12 protein-coding genes are annotated in these 16,657 nt (G+C 62.4%); 3 read left to right on the forward strand and 9 right to left on the reverse strand.

Annotated elements, in window-relative coordinates; genetic code table 11:
- Positions 1-464 precede the first annotated feature (464 nt).
- From VMH22_10435 to VMH22_10455, 5 genes are all read right to left on the reverse strand, one after another.
- The gene (locus tag VMH22_10435) at positions 465-626 is read right to left on the reverse strand and encodes a hypothetical protein (protein ID HTW92112.1); all 162 of its coding nucleotides are present in this window, start codon (positions 624-626) and stop codon (positions 465-467) included.
- Positions 627-975: 349 nt separating this feature from the next.
- Entirely contained in the window at positions 976-1,434 is a 459-nt protein-coding gene (locus tag VMH22_10440) for a hypothetical protein (protein HTW92113.1), read from the reverse strand.
- Positions 1,435-1,440: 6 nt separating this feature from the next.
- Positions 1,441-2,004 (reverse strand): GNAT family N-acetyltransferase, encoded by a 564-nt coding sequence (locus VMH22_10445; GenBank protein ID HTW92114.1) that lies wholly within the window; start codon positions 2,002-2,004, stop codon positions 1,441-1,443.
- Between the two features lie 9 nt (positions 2,005-2,013).
- Positions 2,014-2,775 (reverse strand): class I SAM-dependent methyltransferase, encoded by a 762-nt coding sequence (locus VMH22_10450; protein ID HTW92115.1) that lies wholly within the window; start codon positions 2,773-2,775, stop codon positions 2,014-2,016.
- 3 nt (positions 2,776-2,778) lie between these two features.
- Positions 2,779-5,160 carry a hypothetical protein gene (locus VMH22_10455; protein ID HTW92116.1) on the reverse strand — a complete coding sequence of 794 codons (2,382 nt, stop codon included), beginning with the start codon at positions 5,158-5,160 and terminating at the stop codon, positions 2,779-2,781.
- Positions 5,161-5,643: 483 nt separating this feature from the next.
- Here VMH22_10455 and VMH22_10460 point away from each other — a divergent pair, with 483 nt between their 5' ends.
- Both VMH22_10460 and VMH22_10465 read left to right on the forward strand, forming a co-directional pair.
- Positions 5,644-9,213, forward strand: coding sequence for a C25 family cysteine peptidase (locus VMH22_10460; GenBank protein ID HTW92117.1), 3,570 nt, complete (start codon positions 5,644-5,646; stop codon positions 9,211-9,213).
- 24 nt (positions 9,214-9,237) lie between these two features.
- Positions 9,238-10,047 (forward strand): hypothetical protein, encoded by an 810-nt coding sequence (locus VMH22_10465; protein HTW92118.1) that lies wholly within the window; start codon positions 9,238-9,240, stop codon positions 10,045-10,047.
- Between the two features lie 79 nt (positions 10,048-10,126).
- Here the strand turns inward: VMH22_10465 and VMH22_10470 are convergent, their stop codons facing one another.
- The 3 genes from VMH22_10470 to VMH22_10480 form a co-directional block, all read right to left on the reverse strand.
- Positions 10,127-11,575, reverse strand: coding sequence for an MFS transporter (locus VMH22_10470; protein ID HTW92119.1), 1,449 nt, complete (start codon positions 11,573-11,575; stop codon positions 10,127-10,129).
- 164 nt (positions 11,576-11,739) lie between these two features.
- Complete coding sequence (locus VMH22_10475) at positions 11,740-12,804, reverse strand: tetratricopeptide repeat protein (protein HTW92120.1); 1,065 nt, start codon at positions 12,802-12,804, stop codon at positions 11,740-11,742.
- A 260-nt stretch (positions 12,805-13,064) separates the two neighbouring features.
- Complete coding sequence (locus tag VMH22_10480) at positions 13,065-14,423, reverse strand: hypothetical protein (protein ID HTW92121.1); 1,359 nt, start codon at positions 14,421-14,423, stop codon at positions 13,065-13,067.
- Positions 14,424-14,586: 163 nt separating this feature from the next.
- Between VMH22_10480 and VMH22_10485 the strand changes: the two genes are divergently transcribed.
- A complete protein-coding gene (locus tag VMH22_10485; GenBank protein ID HTW92122.1) occupies positions 14,587-16,011 on the forward strand; it encodes a hypothetical protein in 1,425 nt (474 codons plus the stop codon).
- A gap of 4 nt (positions 16,012-16,015) precedes the next feature.
- Here the strand turns inward: VMH22_10485 and VMH22_10490 are convergent, their stop codons facing one another.
- Positions 16,016-16,657 carry a hypothetical protein gene (locus VMH22_10490; GenBank protein HTW92123.1) on the reverse strand — a complete coding sequence of 214 codons (642 nt, stop codon included), beginning with the start codon at positions 16,655-16,657 and terminating at the stop codon, positions 16,016-16,018.

Raw genomic sequence — 16,657 nt, forward strand, 5'->3', positions numbered from 1 at the left:
GGAGAGACTTTGCTAGAGGTTCTGCCAAAGGAATTACCATAGGCATTGCCAGAGGCAATACCAGAGACCGGGGGAAAGCCATTACCAGAGGCACTGCCAAAGCCATCGGGGAAGGCTCGACCAAAGACTCTGCCAGAGGCATTACCAGAGGCTGTGCCAAAGGCATCACCCAAGACTATGGCAGAGGCCTTGGGAAAGGCATTGCCAGAGGCATGGGTAGAGCATCCCCCAGACCGGCCCTGGGGTGGTCAATCAGCGATTCTGCGAAAGTCACTTGCATATTCCGGTTCTCTCAAGCGTATCTATGTATGGTCTAGACGGGGACGCTGCCAATTCTCCGTCTCTCCGCGCCTAAGTTGCCTGGATAGAGGGAGTTAGGTGGCGACGCCGACAGTAGACCATGCTTCCGGAATCGCCCTGGGAACCGTTCCCGGAACGGTTCGGGGGGTGGTTCGGAAGGGGACTCACAGAAGGACGCCCGCGGTGGTTTCCGGCGGGACGTCCGCCGCGACTAGCGGGGGGATTGGGAAGAGCACACGTGGAGGGATACGCAAGGTGAATCTCGGTTCGACCTGCAGCGCGGTACCCAGCGCGACCCTCAGTTTGACTCTCGGCGGGATTCGCACAGGGACTCAGACGAGGACTTGCGGGAGGATTTCAACGGCGAATCTCATGGCGATTCGCCTTGCTTGCGCTTGGGCTGGAGCGAGGACTACGGGACGCAACGTCTTGTAGCCGAATTCAGAAGTCAGAATGCAGATACCAGAAGGCAGAAGTCTTGGACGGACGGAATCCGCGACGAAGGCGGCTATGGGATCAAACGGAGGAAGCCGCGCTTGCCAACTTTGAGGACCGTGGGGGGACATAACTTCGACGAGCAGTCGAGCGTCGGTCAGACGCTGGTTGTAGAGGTAGAGCGCACGCTCGGTGAGCTTGCGGCGGGCTTCGGCCCGCTCCTTCCTTGTTGGTGGCGTGCTAGCGGAACGCGCGCGCCAGTGACTCGGCAACAGCGTGCGTGTCCCTGTCGCTGTGTTTCTTGAGGCCGCACTCAGGGCATGACCAGGTGTAGCCGAGCCACGACTTCGTTTCGACCACTCCCAGTCCGCACTTCGGGCAGCGGGGCGGTTCCTCGACGTAGACGTCGCGGCGCTGCGACTTCGTGCCGGATTCAAGTTCGTGGCGAGGCCGGGATGTCACCTGCCAGCGCACGCCGTTGAACATCATCTCTTCGCGCCGGACCGCGCCGGCCGGGGCCGGCATCTCCTGCGACTTCGGCTCCCGCCGGGTTGGAGATGACCCGGTTGGTGGGGTTCCCTGGCCCGGCGTCCGGGTCGGAGTCTTGTTCCTGCGACGACGGAGAATCCGCACGAACCACGAGATGAAGAAGTAGAATATCACGAGCTGGACGATGGCGGGTACTGCGCGATTTGCCATGGGGGTCTACACGACCTTTCCGGCGGCTTCGAACTCGTTGCGGACTATCGCGTACAGCACGAGGTCTTCACAGGTCCCGCGATTGCATACGTACTGACGGAGCAGACCTTCCTTGGTCATGCCCAGTTTCTGCATCACTCGTCCGGAGGCCGGGTTGCGCGGGAAGTGCATGGCCTGGATGCGGTTCAGCCCGAGGACGCGGAAGCCATAGTCCACGAGCGCCCGGTTCGCCTCGGTGCAGAAGCCCCGGTTCCAGTGTTCTTTCGCGACCATGTAGCCGAGTTCTCCGCGCAGGTGATTCTTGGTGACCATGAGAGCCACGGAACCGATGACCGGCCGGTCCGGCTTCAGCGTGATGGCAAGTGTGACTTCGGTGCCCTGGCGGAAGTTGTCGGCGTGGGTGGATATCCACTGTTCGGCAGCGCCGTCCGGATAGGGGTGAGGCAGGTTGAGCGTGGTCGAGGCAACCGCCCAGTCCTCGCACATCTGCTGAACGCGGGGCGCGTCAGCCAGTGTGTACGGCCTGAGCACGAGCCGCTCGGTCTCGAGCACGGGCAGGGTGTCGCTCAAGCGCGGGGTCTACGCCTTCTTTGCCACGAAGAGCTGGATGCCGGAGACGTAGTCGTAGGGGCGCTTGTCGTAGCCACCATAAACGTTCTCGACTTCGTAGCCCGCAAGGCGCAGCAGCAGGTGCATCTCGCGGTGATGAATCCAGCAGAGAGTGAATCTCGCCGGGTAGCGCTTGACCGTGCCGTCGTCCCCGATGCGGTCAACGCATTCCCAGACCGAAATCGTCTGACTTGCCAGGTTTCTCTTCGAGATGTCGGTGACGACCATGTCTCGACCGGTTTCGGGATCAGGCTCAACGGCTATCTCCGTCTCATCGCGGCTGGTCAGCCGTCTGTGGTCGGGCGCAAAGACGTGGATTACGAGTCGACCATCGTCAGCCAGGTACTCACGGACTGAGTTCAGGCAGGCAAGCTGGTCTTCGGTCGTCATCATGTGCAGGAAAGAGTTGAAAGTGCAGAAGACCAGCTTGAACTTCTGTGAGAACCGGTAGTCGCGCATGTCCGCGCACTTGAGCGCGACCCGAGCCTGCACTTCGCGAGGTTCCTTGTCCAGCTTGGCCTGCAGCTTGTCGAGCATCGCCTGACTCAGGTCGATGCCGGTTACCTCGAAACCGGCCCGGGCAAGGGGCAGCAGGACGCGTCCCGTACCGCAGGCCAGTTCGAGCACCGGCCCACCGGTTTCTTTGGCCGTGGCAAGGAGGAACGGCACATCGTCCTGTTTGTCTGCCCAGACCAAGTCGTAGTAGACAGAGTAGGCGTCGTATTCAGGCATGGTTCACCTCACTAGCACCACGCGGTAGCGAAAATGGGGACAGTCCCGAGGAGGGGACACGTCCTCAGAGCGACGCGAGGAACGCGTCGCGGATGTGTCCCCAGCGCGAGGACGCGCGGTACAGTCCCCATTTTCGAGGAAGTACACGCCGGCGGGCAGGCGGCTAAGGTCGTTTGCGCCGGGGCGAACCGACATGACGGCGCGGCCGGTGGCGTCAAGCAACTCCGAACGTCGAGCGCCGAACGCCGAACTGGGGAGCACCAGACAACCGCGCACGACGGAAGCGGTCAGCATTTGGCGTTTGGCGGTCGACACTTGGCGTTCATCGACGCCTGTCGGCACTCCGAACCAGGTGAGTATCCGCCTCATCAGTTGCACGCGGGTGAAGTAGGTCGGCTTGGACCCGGGTCGGTTCACTGCCTCGAATCCGAAGCCCATGAACACGATCTTGCCGCCCGACGGCAACTGGCGCCGTGTTGCCGCACACTCAAGAGCAACCGTATCATAGACCAGGAACGCGGCGGAGTTGCCCAGCGGGGAGATGACGTCTCGGGAGGTCTGGTTGCCGGCGCCGTTGCCGCCAGCCGTCGCGGTTCCGGTGACCGGCGCGCCCAGCGAGTCCTGGCGGTTGCCGAACGCGAAGAAACCCGACCATCCCGAGGAGTCGAACTGACAGCCGCAGATGCTGTCAAGAAAAGTGGTGCCGTGCAGTTCCTGGGCGATGTTCTGGCCGGTGATGAACAGGTTGATGCCGGCTTGTGCGTAGCGGGTCAGGCTGTCGCGGTCGGCAGTCGGAACCGTGCCGGTGTTGGTGTTACCTGAGTACCAGATCAGCGACTTGGACCGCAGACGGTTGAGTTTGGCATAGGGGAGAAGCCCGCCCGATGGCCGGTTCCACTCGCACCATGTCACGCCGAGCGTGTCGAGAGTGCTCGTGTAGTAGCTCGCGTAGTTCTCCAGCGTGTCGTTGTTGACTATCAGCACGTGAGCGGGCTGGATCTTGAGTCCGATAGTGGTGTCGCGGTGAAAGGCCACGGTCCACGACCGCGCATAGTAAGGCACGCCCGGCGTGACCGCTAGCGTGAAGGTGCTGTCAATCAGCTTGAGGCTGAAGTGGCCGCTGGTGTCGGTCTGGGTCGAATCCCAGACCAGCGTATCGCTGACGAGATAGGCCTTGATCCAGGTCTGGATTCCGTTGCCCGCTGTCGAGTCGGTCAGAGTGCCGGTCACGCGGCAGGTGTCGAATACCCTGAATCTGGTTGCGACGGTATCGTTGTGCAGGTTGTCATCGCCGCCCGTGAAAGCTGTGAGCGTGTAGAGGCCGGGCGTGTCGAGCGGGATGGGCCCGGCCGAGACCGTGTCGGTGGCGAGGAACGGGAGCGAGTCGAGGTGCACGCCGAAGTTCGTGCCGCCGGCCTTGACGGTCAGGTTGACATTGTGCGCGGTGTTCTTGCCGACATTGGCCACCGGCACCAAGGCCGGGACGCTCTCCCCAACAACGTAAACTGAGTGCGGGGTGGGCGCGACGAACTCAAGCGTGGCGACGTCGCTGTTGTGGAGCGGCGTCACAAACACGTCCATGCCCATGAAGTCGAGGTAGCTGGAGACCCAGGTCTGGTCCATCGTATCCGGGTCGGTCCACGTAGCCGGGATGCCGCCGTCGTCGTCTCGGTCGCGCGTCAGCAGCGTGTCAACGAGATAGTGGTGCATCACCCAGTTGAGCGTGTCGTGGCCTAGTTCGGCCGCGGAGCGGTAGGCGTTCGCGAGCCAGAGGTTATGTGAGCAGTTCCAGTTCCCGGTTGGGTAGAAGCCGGGCAGCGAATCCTGATAGGTGGCAACCCACTGTTTGCCGGTGACGGTGTCGTCTTTGCACACGGTGTGGACCACGCCCCAGAACGCGGTGCCGCCGCTCATGGCCCAGGCCTGGTTGCCGAGTCGGGTCGGAGCGCCGCCCTGAATCCATGTCTTGACTCTATTGCCGCGCGCGAGCGCGGTGTCGTGTAGGACGGCGTCGCCCCTGGCCCGGGCGTACTCCATCGCCATGCCCGATGACTGGCTCGTGATGAAGTAGTCCTGCGCGGACGCGTTCAGGAGAAAAGTGTCGAGGTAGAAGGTCCGGACGGTGTCCGTGTAGGCAAGATGACTTGAGTCTCCGTAGGCATGCCGATACTCGGACTCGGCCATGAAGCCCAGGCCGCAGTTCCAGATCGCGTACCAGATCTGGCTCGGCACGCCGCCGTGCTCCCGATAAGCGGGGTTGTTCTTCACGTATGTCCAGGCGCGAGCGACGTTTTGGTGAAAGTCATCGCGGCCGGTCAGTTCGTACCAGCGCGACCAGATCCAGATGGCTTCCTGCGTGTTGTCGGTTTCTATGGTGGTCGGCATGTGCTCGGCTTCGATGACGCCGCCATAGCTTGGGGATAAGGAATCCGAAACCTGGTGACTGGCTACGAAGTCGCAGGTCTTCTTGATCTGGCGCAGGTAGTTGTAGCGCCGTGGTCCGTAACGGAGGCTCTCCGGCCGGGGCAGCCACTCCGGTCGGTACGAGCGATAGTACGATTCGAACTCCTGTGCGGTCCACGGTCGCGTTGCGAACGCGGCCGAAACAACAAGGACGATGGTTAGCAGTACGCGTCTATACAGCGTGCACCTCCGCTAGAACGATAACGCAGCGCTACGCACAGTCAAGCTAGCCCCGACCGGAGACCGGGGATCGGATCAAGCCCGTCTTCCGTCTCCCGTCCTTTCTGATTGACCGGTTCCGCGCCTAAGTTACAATGTTACGCTGCGTTACTTTGGGGCTCCGGCCTTGAGAAGGCAGGAGCCCGGCGACTCGATGGCATTATAACAGTTCCACGGAGGAAGTTGATGTTGCGTATTGTTCGTGTTCTTGCGTTCTTGCTGCCCGGCGTCATGGTAGCGGCGACCGGTACCGTGACCCAGACGTTTCAGTTCGAGCAGAGTGATTTCATGTTCGGCAAGGTGAACGGTTATGATGTGGTGACGCTTGTCGGTCCCGGGACACGATACGAATCCTCCTTAGGTTCGATCATGCCCGCCGGGTGTTCGACGAGCGAGCCGGGCTTTCCGAACCTGCCGCTGGCAGTGTACTACGTCGCGATTCCGCCGGACGCGGAAGTGACGGGCGTGGACGTTGTGAGCGCCTCGACCGCGGCGCTTTCCGGTCAGATGAACATCTATCCGAGCCAGCCGCCCCAAGCATTGGCGAATGGCGATGGGCGAATGGCGAATGGCGTTCGCGCGTTTGTCCCGCCTGACCCAACTGTCTATGCGTCGGCCCAGGCGTACCCGGCTGAGATGGTTCGCTCGACTCGGTCAGGACTCATGGGGGGCTATCGCATCGCCGCCATCCAGTTTTTCCCGCTTCGTTACTTCCCGGCACAGAAGCGACTCGAACTGGTCACGCGCGCTACGGTCGCGGTCCACTATGAGCGGAATCGACACGACGTCGTGCGTTTGGATGAGTCGCAGGTGGACCTGATGGGGCAGAGCGTCCGGGCCCTGGTCAGAAACCCGGAACAGGTTTCGACCTGGTCTCCGCCGGCGAGAATAACCCTCACGGCAGACTCTACCTGCGACATGATGGTTATCACGTCGACCGCGTTCGCGCCCAGCTTCCAGCCCTTCGTGAACTGGAAGACCCGGCGGGGCATCAAGACCACCGTCGTGAAGACCGAGTCCATCTACTCCACCTATTCCGGCCGCGACCAGCAGGAGAAGATCCGCAACTGCGTCAAGGACTATTGGCAGAACCACGGTCTGAAGTGGCTGCTCCTCGGCGGCGACGACGGCACAGTTCCGGTCAGGACCTGCCAGTTGACGGTCGAGGGCACCACCGAGGACATCGCGTCGGACATGTACTACGCCGACCTCCAGTATACATGGGACTCGAACAACAACGGCATCTTCGGGGAGATGGAGGACTCGGTTGACCTGTTCTACGACGTCTATGTCGGCCGGGTCCCGGCTGACGGCGCAGCCGACATCGCGACCTTCTTCGCCAAGGATACGATGTTCGAGAAGCACCAGGATACGACTCGCCAGAAGCGGGTGTTGTACGGTTCGACCATGCTCTTCGATCCGTATCACGGGAAGGTCATAAACCACATCATCGCCAATACTTTCCCGTCGGGCTGGACGCACGTCCACCTCGAGGACCCGAGCGGCGGCGTCTACGCGGACTCGATGAGCAAAGGGTTTCAGCTCGCCCACGTGGCTGCGCACGGCAATCCCTTCACCTTCTCGGTGATGGACAGCAGCGAGGTCCCGGGTCTTACCAACGGGTTCACAAGGCTCAACTTCGTCAACTCGATAGCCTGCGAGTCGGGCTGGTTCGACGGCACCGATTGCCTGGCCGAGGCTCTGGTCAACGCCCCTAACGGCGGCTGCGTCGCCTGCATGCTGAATTCCCGCTATGGCTTCGGCTATCCGCCCGCGCTCGGACCGTCGGAGTTGCTCGACCTCCAGTTCTACCGCTATTTCGTCCAGGGCTACGCGACCCAGTTCGGCACTCTCGGCATGCTGTCGAAGGACTACTTCCACAGCCTGGCGATGGACCAGTCGGTCTGGCGCTGGTGCGTCTACGAGCTGAACCTGTTCGGCGACCCGAGCCTGTTCGTCTGGTCCGAGAAGCCAAAGACCTTCACCGTCACGAAGCCGGATTCGGTGCCGACCGGCGTCCAGGTAGTCCGCATCACGGCCAAGAGCGGCTCCGCGCCGGTCGCGGGCGCGCTGGTCTGCTTGAGTAAGGGCACCGAAACCTACGCGCGCGGCTGGACCAATTCCCAGGGCTGGATTGACCTGCTGGTTGCACCGACCACTACCGGCAACCTCGACCTGTCGGTCAGCGCCCAGGATTTCTACCCCTACGATGGGCTTATCCCGGTGCGCGGAAGTTCGAACAAGCCAGCGCTGGTCTTCGCCGGACTCCGCATCGTCGATGACGGCGGCAACGGCAGGCTGGACCCGGGCGAAGGTGCGAACCTGTTCGTTTCCGTCAAGAATGCGGGCGCGGTTGCCGCCACCAACACTCACGCGGTGCTGCGTACCTTCTGTCCCTACCTGACTCTGGTCGATTCGACGTCGAACTACGGCACGATTCCGGCCGGAGTCACGGTTGAGGGCGACCAGTTCCGTGTCACGGCTGCGGATTCAACTCCGGGCGGGACGATGGCCGAGATGATCGCGGCCTGCATCGCCGACCAGGGGTCGTGGCAGCCTTTCTTCGAGACGCGCATCGGCGACCTACCCCCGGCCAGGAAGCTGTGGGCCGACCACGACAACAACGACATGATACTCTCGGTCACCTCACTCGGTTCAATCGGCACGCTCGGCCCATACAACGAGGGGTCAGGCCTGAAGTACCCGCGCAACGCCTCGAACGGCGACCTCTACTTCACCAGTTTCGCCTGTGGCAACAGCCCGAACTACGTGGTTGACCGCTGGTACGGGCATCCGAGCTCGACCTATCAGTCCGACTGGCGTATCAAGGACACTCTGCATGCGGTCATCCCGCCGCTTACCGACGGACAGGAGTACGAAACCGTGATCGACGACAGCGCCCATTCCACGCCCAAGGGGCTGACCGTCTACCAGTGGTCGGCATCGGTGGCCGACTCCGGTTACCGCGACTTCGTGGTGCTGACCTACGACATCAAGAATCAGGGTTCGGCACCGCTGAACGGGCTCTACGCCGGCATCTTCTCCGACTTCGATATCTACAACACTACGGCCAACGACGTCTATTCCGACACGCTGCGCCGCCTGACGTACATGACTCAGGCCGGAGACTACACGTGCGCCGCCGGGATCAAGTTGCTGTCGCCGACTGCTGCCGCCAACCTGTCGGCGCTCGACAACAGCGTCTACGTTAGCCCGTCCGCGATGATGACCGAGGCGGTCAAGGACAGCTTCTTGCGCGGAGCGATATCGATGCACAATTCCAACGGCTCCCGCAACTGGTCCTGCGTGGTGTCGGCCGGGCCCTTCAATCTTCCGGTCAACGGTTCCGCCTTTGCCGCCTTTGCGTTCGTCGGCGGCAATACCCTGCAGGAGATGCTCGACCATGCCGATTCGGCCCAGTCCTGGTTCGACCGCTCGGTCGCGGTGACAGAGCCGGCAGGCGTTGGCAATACCGACACCAGGCAGCTTGCGCTGAGGGCGGCGCCCAGCCCCTTCCACGACCGCGCGCAGTTGCGGTTTGCCCTGCCGCAGGCAGGCCGCGTGCTTGTGCAGGTGCTGGATGTCGAGGGCCGGGTCGTGAGGGTCCTCGCCAACACCGATTTCAGCCGTGGCGTGCACACGCTGACCTGGGATGGCCGCGACGAACAGGGCCGAGTGGCGTCTAACGGTGTGTACGTGTACAGGCTGCAGACTGCAGCCGGCGCGTTGAGCAGGAATACGATACTATTGAAATAGCTCGGACAATCCGGGCAAGAAAGGATGAGCTTCATGAGCAGGGAGATGAAACTGGTTCTGGTGATGGTGGCGATGGTGCTGTTTGGAGCCGTCGGGTGCGGGAAGGCGGCGCGAGCGAACGTCTCGGGCCATGTCGGCCCGACGAACGTGACTCCGGTGCAGAAGCTTAGGTTCACCGACCACGTTCGCTACCACAACATGGGGATAGCCTGGGACGGTGATTACTACTATACGATCAATGGTGGCAACTCCGGCAGCTCGGATATCAACAAGTACGACGAGTCCGGCAAGTTCGAGGAGAACTACGACCTCAGCGTTGACGGACGCGCCATTCTCTACAACTCGGACGAAGAGCAGTTGTACCTTAAGGAGAACGGTACCGACCTGTCCTCCGTAGACTTGGATCTGGAAGAGGCAAACGTCGAGCACTCGGGGATCTTCCAAGGTGAGCAGAGCCACGTCGCGATGTCGCCGGACGGGTCGAGCCTGTACGAATTGAGCGACGGCAAGGTCCACGTGTACGACGCGAGCAGCGGCGATGTGAACGACTCATTCGACCTGTCCAGCTACAGCTCAGACGACGACGGCGGCTACGCGTATGCCATCGCTGCCTCGGACAAGTTCCTTTTCGTCTGGGCGCCGAACAGCGACAAAGACATCCTTGTCTTCGACCTCGAGGGTAAGTATGTCACCAAGTTCACGCTCCCGCGCTCGGGCTACGGCTATTCGCTGTCGTGGGCCAATGACATGCTCTGGGTCGCCAGGGACGCGGACGGCGGTACCGATGGCGCGGACGGCACGTGGTACGGATACGAACTCGAAGGATTGGAGTAGGCCGGAAGTGGCCCACTGGTTGAGTGAGCAAATGCCTGCGTCCGCCACTGGAACACTAGGTCACTTGATCAGTGGATCGCTACAGCCTCCGCAGCGACGGCGCCAGCACTGACACCGCGCCAAGACTGACGAGCACGGCGCATCCGCCGACTAGAGTCGCCGCGGGTGCGCCGAACCTCTGAGCAATCGCTCCGCCCAGCAGACAGCCGAGGGGGAACATCCCGTTGAACGCCAGCATGTAAACGCTCAAGGCCCGTCCGCGAATGTGCTCCGGGGCGATGGTCTGAATCAGCGTGTTCATGAGCGAGGTAATCGAGGTCTGGCAGAAGCCGATGATCGCGATCAGCGGCAGGGCCAGCCGGATATCCCGGACCAGCGAGAGCGCGATGGACGACAGGCCGATACCGGCGGTTCCGAGCGTCAGGATTACTCCCTTGCGGCGAGTCTTCGATATCGTGGCCAGGGTCAGCCCGCCTGCCACCGCGCCGATGCCGACGCAGGTCATCATCACTCCGTACTCGCGCGCGCCCTGGTGGAACACGTCCCGAGCGAATACCGGCATCAGCGGCAGGTAAATCATCCCGAACGAACTGAACACCGCGGTCAGCACTACCAGGATGCGAATGTCCGGGTGACCCGCGACGAACCGGAGGCCGGCGAGAATCTGGTGCCAGACCGATTCCTCGGCCCGGTGCGGTTCGCGCGGCGGGAGCTGTATGAACCAGAGCGCGCCGATGATGGCGAGGAAGCTCGCGCTGTTGATGCCGAAGCAGCCGCCCGCGCCGATGGTGCCGAGCAGGACCCCGGCGATGGCCGGGCCGATGATGCGGGCGGAATTGAACATGGCGTTGTTCAGGGCGATAGCGTTGAGAACGTTCTTCCGTCCGACCAGGTCCGGCACGAGCGTCTGGGCAATCGGGCCGTTCATCGTTGCCGCGAAGCCGGTCAGACAGGATATCGCCAGCACGTAATAGATCGTCAGCACGTGAGTCCAGTACAGCACCGCCAGGACAAGCGCAAACAGGGCTAGCACCGACTGGGTGAGAATCATCATCCGGCGCTTGTCGAACCGGTCGGCCATGGCCCCGGCCGGCAGCGATACGAACCATGCTGGCAGCCAGGCGAGGGTCGAGTTCAGCCCGACGAAGAACGGAGAATTGGTCAGCGTGAGAACCAGCCAGCCGGTGGCGATGTTCTGCATCCACGTGCCGATGAGGGAAGCGAGGTTGCCGAACCAGTAGAGCCGGTAGTTCCGGTGCTCGAACGCGGCGAACGTCGCGGGAAGGGCGATGCCCGTTGCCCGCACCACCTCTTCCTCGACCACCTCGAGTCCGGGTTTGTGCTGCGGCGCTGGGGACACATCCGCGACGCTTTCCTCGCGTCGCTCCGTGGACGTATCCCCTTCTTCGAAGCGACTGTCCCCATTTTCTCCAATGGACGTGTGCCGGTTTCCCGAACTTCTGACTTCGGACTCCCGCGCCCCGAGCGCCTCGGCACTGTCCTCTTCACGCGGGTTATTATCTGGCAAGAGGTTATTCTACCGAAGCGCGGCCGCCTGTAAACCGCGTCCGGGCAAGGGGATCAGCGGGACTGGCGCAGTCTGAAGGACGTGGACTCGGTCTGCGTCTGCTGCGCCTGACGTCGGCCCCGGAGATGGCCTTTCGTCTTCTCGATACGACAGCCTCGTCTCGGCTAGCGCACCTGTTTCAGGGTCTGAATCCGGCTCTTGGCCCTGACAACAAGCTGACTGTCGGCCGGGGACGCGATGATCAAGAAATGCTCGTAGCAGGCAACGGCATCAGCAGTACGCCCCGCGAGTTCGTACGCCCGCGCCTGACCATAGAAGGTTGTGACGAGGCTTGAGTCGAGCTTGAACGCCTGTTTGTAGTCCTGGATGGCCGCCTCGTAATCTCCCTTTTCCGTGCGGGCGCTGCCGCGAGCGCTGTAGGCGTCGGCGTAGTTCGGGTTCAGTCTGAGCACCTGCGAGTAATCCCTGATAGCGAGGTCGTATTCGCCATTGCTGTCGTAGGCATTTCCGCGGCTGTAGTAAGTGGCCGTGTCATTCGGATTCAACTTCAGCGCCTGGTCGAAGTCCTGGATTGCCAGGTCGTCCTCGCGTTTGTGGCTGTACGCGACCCCGCGGCTGCTGTACGCGGAGACGTACTTCGGATTCAGACTCAGCGCCCGAGCATAGTCCGCGACGGCCAGGTCGTACTCGCCGCGGTATGCATGGACGTCCCCGCGGCCCTTGTAGGCCTCGGCGTTATTCGGGTCCAGCCCGATCGCCCGGCCAAAGTCCAGCAGGGCCAGGAAGTCTCTGCTCTTGTTCAGGTAGGTGTTCCCGCGACCGATGTAGGCGCGGGCGCAGTTCGAATCCAGCTTCAGCACCTGGTTGTAGTCCACAATGGCCAGATCATAATCGCCCCTGTATCTCAGGACGTTCCCGCGGCAGATGTACGCGTTCACATAGTGCGGGTCGTGCTTAAGTGCCTGATTGAGGTCGAGCATTGCCAGGTCATACTCACCGCTGTCGCAGTAGACATTAGCGCGGTCGTAGTAGGCCACGCTGTTGCTTGTGTCCACTTTTATCGCCTGGCTGTACGTTCCGAGCGCATCCTCGACGTAACCTTGGGCCAGCAGGTCGTTGCCCTTCTTTACAAGGGCATCGGACTCGTATGCGCGACTCACCGCTCCGGAAATGCCGACCAGAAGCAGGATTCCGAGAACGAGGCCGCCAAACAGCTTGGTGTTTCTCATGTTGTCATTTCTCTGTCGCGAGCCGCGATTCGCGTCGGTCTTGTCAGTTCACCTATCTCAGGTTCTCGATCGTCGGTCACGAGGGGATTCTAGGCATTGCGGCCGAGGTGTCAAATCCGCGTGCGGAATCGCGGTGTTCAACAACAGTCGCATGACGCGCGGTGGTTCACAACTGCGGGAAAATCGGGGACTGCTTCGGGAAAGGGCAGGGCAAACCCGCCTCGGGCCAGCCCACGTTTTCGACGGTTGGTCCGCGTTTCCTAGAGCGTACCGGCCTTGTGCAGTCTGGCCTTCAGTTCCCTGGCCTTAGTGTCGTCAGGGGTGCTCTTGAGCCAGGAGTCAAGGAGGGCTCGGGCCCTGTCGGCGCTGCCGCCGCGTGCCAGCCATGTGACCTCCTGAGTTGCGGCATCGTCGGCATCGGCCTTGCGGCCGGCGGACTCGTAGCGCGACACGAGCTGCGCGTACAGCGACGCGTAGTTGAGTGCCAGGGGCGCGACTACTCGGGTCAGCGGCGACATGTTCTGAGGCCACGAGGCCAGCGTGTCCGGCCAATCGAGCTTGTATTGCTTCGTCAGGTTCTCGGTGATGCGGTCGAAGTCCACGGCAGCGGCGGGCCTAATCTCGGCCACGCGGTTGACCAGTCCTTCGAGGACCAGCCGATCGGCATAGGGCGCGCTCATGTCCGGGCTGACGGTCACGGCGAAGTAGACCGGCCGGTGGGCCTTGGCCGCGTTGGCGATGATGTTGGCGACCACCTGCTGCGACGGAAGAATGACGGTCTTGCCGTCCGTGCCGGTCTTCGGGGCAAGGTCCGCAATCTCCTTGTCCCTGAGGGAGATGGGCAGTCCGAGCGAGTCGCGCATCATCTTCACGACCGCGGGGACGTTGAGCAGACTCAAGTTCGCGATGGTCACGTCCGGTCGGAACGGGTTGCCTGCCTGCTGCAATACCGAGGGCGGGTACGTGTCATTGTCGCCGTTGGTGAAGAGGATGGCATTGGGTTCGAGCCCGACCAGAAGGTTGTACCCGAAGTCAATCAGCGGCTGCGGGTAGTAATGTCTGTTGCCTAGTTCCAATGCCGCGTGTCGCGCATCGGACAGGCGGCCCTGTGCCATGCAGCTCGCCCAGAGCGTGGTGTAGGCGTGAGCGCTAAAGGGGTGAGTCGAGGCCGTGGCTTTGAGGTTGCACCGTTCAGCCTCGGCGAAGCGCTCCGAGTCGCTCTTGCTCGCAAGGTCTCCGGTGCGCATGGGCAGAATCAGGTCCGCGTAGTCGAGAAGCACGCCGGTCGCGTCCGGGTCGAGCTTCATCGCGGCTTTTGCCTCAGCCAGGGCCGTGTCCCTGACTCCCGAGTAGCGGTAGGCCATGCTCAGGCCGAGATGGGCCTCCGCGCTCTGCGGGAAGCGCTTGACCAGGTCCTGATACTCTGCCCGTGCCGAGTCGAGCTTCAGCGCGTAGAGCAGGCGGTACGCGTCTGCGAGCTTAGCCTCGGCGCCGGGCGCGGTCGTCGGCTTGGTGATGCCCCAACGCGCCCAAGCCTGGCTTGCCGACTTGCTCGTGCTGCAGCCGGTGCCGGCCACGACCAGCGCGGCGCCGACCAGTGCTGCGAAAAATGCTCTCACTTTGCCTCCATTCGTCGTTGAGAACTTTCCTCCGGACCGGTTGTCTTTCGCCCGTGAGATGTCTCTTAGACGCACCTGGAACTCAGACAGTGCGCAGGCGGTTACCTGCCGTGGTCCCACTGGGCCTGTTGACAGACCGCGCCGGGGCGCTAACTTTGGTCTGATGATATTTCAAGCCGCTCTGTCGCATCGGGCGCTTCGCGGCGTGATATCGGTGCTTGTGCTCTTGGCCGGCGTCGCGTCGGGCACGTGTATCGAAAACGGGGACCGCCCCCAGGAGGTACAGTCCCCATTTTCGCGCAATCGTTCCGACGTCCTGACCGTGGATGTGCCACTGGTCGAGCTCCCATTCAACTTCCAGTCCGGATACTACGCGCCGAGCATGGCCCAATCGATTGGACTGACCAAGTCGTTCCATGAGGCGGGGTTCCACGGCATCGATTGGCTGGCGGACAGGCTGGCGGGTACGGGGCATCGCGGCGCGAGCATCGCGGTCTGGGGCACGACGGCCGCGGCCTTCATGATTTACTCGAGCTACGCACCGCCGGGCGTCACGTGGGCACATGAGGAGTTCCACCGGGCAGTGCTGTGGAACCGCGGAGTGAGCAGCCGCAACAGCGTGTACTCGTTTCCCTTCTTCTCCGACCTCGCCTCGGTTGACCATGTCAGCGACAGCGATCTTGTCCGGCTGAAGCGTGACTTTCCGCACGACATGGTCCGGGCCGGAGAGGCCGGGTACGAAGGTCAGCAGCAACTGGTGGCGGCATTCCACGAGGACGACTTCTATCGTGGTCGGCCTCAGGCTGAGAACCTCAGTACGCTGCTCTCGTGGTATAGCGACCTGTCCAACATTCTCTACGTCGGGCTGTGCAACACAAGCATCGTAGACACGCTCACGGCACAGACGAACCGGGCCGACGGGACGAATGTCGCGCGGCGTGACTTCATCGGCTTCGATTTCACGGCCTGGGTCTACGACCTGTTCCGGCCCGACGAACCGTACGCGCAGCGCGGCATCCACCCATCCGGCGTCGGCATCGACCGCTACATCCGTCGCTCGGAGCTGACCCCGGCCGAGCGGAGTTTCCTGGCAAGGGAGTTCTATCTCTCGCTCACGTCGCTGGCAGACCCGCTGCTCGTCGGCTTTCCGGGTATCGCCATCGGCGGCGACTCTGCCAATGCCTATGTCCAGCACTACCTGACGTCATTCGGCCATTCAATCAACGTCACGTTGATGCTCAAGCGCGGAGAGAGCGGTCTCGCCATCGCCTTGCTCAATCAGCAGAATCGGGTGGCCCACTTTCCCGGACTGGACATGAGGATTGTGAACTGGCCTGTTTGCTTGGGTCGCGTGCGGCTCGGCCTCGGCCCGCGCCTCTCGCTGTGGACTCAGCCGAGCGGGCAGGGCTTCGAGACTTCAAGACCCGCACCGGGCGGGCTGGCTTCGCTACGGGTTGACTGGCCGGCGACCCGCGGCTTGCACGCATTCGCTGAGATTGAAGCCAAGACCAGCGGCTGGGTCGCAGGAAACGCCAGCCTCGACCCAAACGTCAGCGCCCGTCTCGGCATCGGCTACCTGCTGCGCTGACGCGCTAGAACCGCACCGTCACGAGGCGGCAATCAACGAAGGTATGTGTCTGCCGGTCCGACGTTGAACGCGTGCTGAATGCAACTGCTGGTGGTAAGACCCTGCCACCGAAGTCAGGCCCCGGTTCTCCCCTAGTAGCGCCCACGCTGTAACCGATTACCGCGCCGGCAGGAGGCGCGAGCACAATCGTGGCGACAAGACCGTACACGACGTATTCTCCGGGGTTGTTGAGCTGATGTCCGATGATTTCGAGCGCACCACTTGTCAGCAGGCCGGCGAACGCACCGCCGTAGGCAGCGGCGGTATTGCCATCCACATGCAGAGCTTCGCCGACGAGCGTGGTCCCCAACCCGCAGCCGGTCGGATAGCCCAGCACCACGCCGGTGAACAAGCCACAGTAGGATGCTGCAGGTATCCCCATGTCGTCCTCATTCCCCGGGAAGAACATACCGCCAGCAAATGCGAGCACGATCCCTGCTCCGATACTGACAATAGGGCCACCGACGAGCGCCCCGCCTGACTCACCGAGATAGTCAATGGCACGCGGCCGAACCGGCTGCCACATCTGCGCCGTAGTCACGGACGCGGCCAGCACGGTCAGCATCATGCCTTTCACAGAGAGGATACGGCCCAGCCCGCATGCCAT

This window comes from bacterium (genome assembly GCA_035505375.1).
Lineage (GTDB): Bacteria > Hydrothermota > Tepidihabitantia > Tepidihabitantales > Tepidihabitantaceae > UBA2258.